Genomic DNA, 1,719 nt, shown 5'->3' on the forward strand with positions numbered 1-1,719 from the left:
CGAGCAGGCGTTGCGCCGGGCGTGCGCAGCCGGCGCGCTGGCCACCCTGGTGCCGGGCGCCGGTGATTGCGCCCCGCTCAACGCGGTCATCGACGACGCGGTGGTTCCGGGCTGAGCTATCGTCACGTCGGCGCACTCAAAGGCTCGGCGCACAAAAAGGAGATCTCATGCAGGAAGTCTCCGACGAAGACAGCCCACGCCCGCCCGAAGGTGATTGGCTGGGAACGAAGTTCTTGAGGCTGACCCGCGAAGGCCCGTTCGCGGTCCTGACGCTCGACCGCCCGCAGGCACGCAACGCGATGACGCCGGCGATGTACTTCGGTGTCCGCTACGCCGTCAGCCTGGTCAATGCCGACGCGAATCTGGCGGGCCTGCTGATCACCGGCACCGGCGACGTGTTCGCGCCCGGCGGGGATCTCGGCGGGGGCGGTGACGACAACTGGATGCCGTGGGGCTCGGCGCTGTCGATGGACGTGACACCATTCGACACGCTGCGAAAATCCGCCAAGCCCGTGGTTTCCGCGGTCAACGGCCTGTGTCAGGGCGGTGGCTTGCAGATCGCGATGTGCAGCGACGTCGCCGTGGTTAGCGAGCGCGCCACGTTTCGGGTGCCGGAGCTGTATCGCGGCATCGCCGACACCTATTACAGCCAGATGCTGGCCCGCATCATCGGGCCGATCCGCACTCGCGATCTGATGCTGACCGGGCGCACGTTGACCGCTCACGAAGCCGTCGAGTGGGGCATGCTCGCCCGGGTGGTGCCACACGACGAGCTGCTGGCGTCGGCGCGCGAGGTGCTGGCACAGTGTTGCCGCACCGCGCCAGGCGCGCGGCGCACCATCAAGGCCAGCCTGGACAACTACCTCGGGCTGTTCGACCGGATCGGTATGGAGGCCAGCATCGGCGGCGACGAAGCCGTCGAGGGTTTTCTGGCGTTCCGCGAGCGCCGCTCCCCCAACTGGGTGCACACCGGGCTGCGACTCGACGGGCGGCTGTAGACGCTAACCCGGCCCGCGACGCACGTCGTGAGCAATGGCCAAGCCGTCGCCGCTTTCCAGTTCGCTGCCGTCTGACTCATCAGCACCCGACTGCGGCTGGGCGACAACATAATCGACACGTAGTGATGTGGTGTGCCGGCGACGAAGGCGAGCCGATTCACCCGCAGCAGCAGCGCGCCGATCACAGTGTCGAGCAGCTGAGCGTTGCGCGGCCCGGCGATCTCAGCGGTGATCTCGTGCTGCATGCGGGACACCTGCTGGGCCGTGGCGTGCTGACCGGGACCTACGAACGCTCTTAACGGCTTCCGCTCAGAGGCCGACGGCTCGGGTGACCTCAGCGAAGCGACTCGTGGGACGGCAGGCGCTGCGCACCACGGAAATGTCGTCGACGACATCGAAGTCAGCCAGCAGCTCCACCGGAGTTACTTCAACACCCTCGTCGTGTAGCGCTCTATACGTGAGCTCTCCGGTGTCGGGCCGAGACATCGGGACCCGGCGCAGACATTCGGCCACCGCCGGCGTCTGCAGTCCCAGCACCCACCAACCGCCGTCGCGCGCCGGACCGAGCACGGCTTGAGCGCCCAGCAGCCGGCGCGCACATTCGGCCAGCAGCTCAGCGGTGACCTGGGGGGTGTCCATCCCGATCTGCACGACAGGGTAGATGTCGGCCGCGTCGGCGTGCGCGTTGGCAAGCCGGTCGCCGAAGTCGTCGCCGCGCTGG

Annotated in this window: 3 protein-coding genes and 1 pseudogene; 3 read left to right on the forward strand and 1 reads right to left on the reverse strand. The window is 68.0% G+C overall.

The window, feature by feature from the left end; translation table 11 throughout:
• The 3 genes and pseudogenes from WA317_RS13305 to WA317_RS13315 all read left to right on the forward strand — a co-directional run.
• Positions 1-115 (forward strand): annotated as a pseudogene (locus WA317_RS13305) (ribokinase); the annotation flags it as partial.
• A 52-nt stretch (positions 116-167) separates the two neighbouring features.
• Positions 168-998, forward strand: coding sequence for an enoyl-CoA hydratase/isomerase family protein (locus tag WA317_RS13310; RefSeq protein WP_425173481.1), 831 nt, complete (start codon positions 168-170; stop codon positions 996-998).
• Between the two features lie 125 nt (positions 999-1,123).
• Entirely contained in the window at positions 1,124-1,297 is a 174-nt protein-coding gene (locus WA317_RS13315) for a hypothetical protein (protein ID WP_425173482.1), read from the forward strand.
• Positions 1,298-1,307: 10 nt separating this feature from the next.
• Here WA317_RS13315 and WA317_RS13320 read toward each other — a convergent pair.
• Positions 1,308-1,719, reverse strand: a 412-nt coding sequence (locus tag WA317_RS13320; protein ID WP_425173483.1) for a TIGR04282 family arsenosugar biosynthesis glycosyltransferase, incomplete at its 5' end; no start/stop codon positions are given.

The sequence above is a fragment of the Mycobacterium sp. genome (assembly GCF_049802695.1).
Taxonomy (GTDB): Bacteria; Actinomycetota; Actinomycetes; order Mycobacteriales; family Mycobacteriaceae; genus Mycobacterium.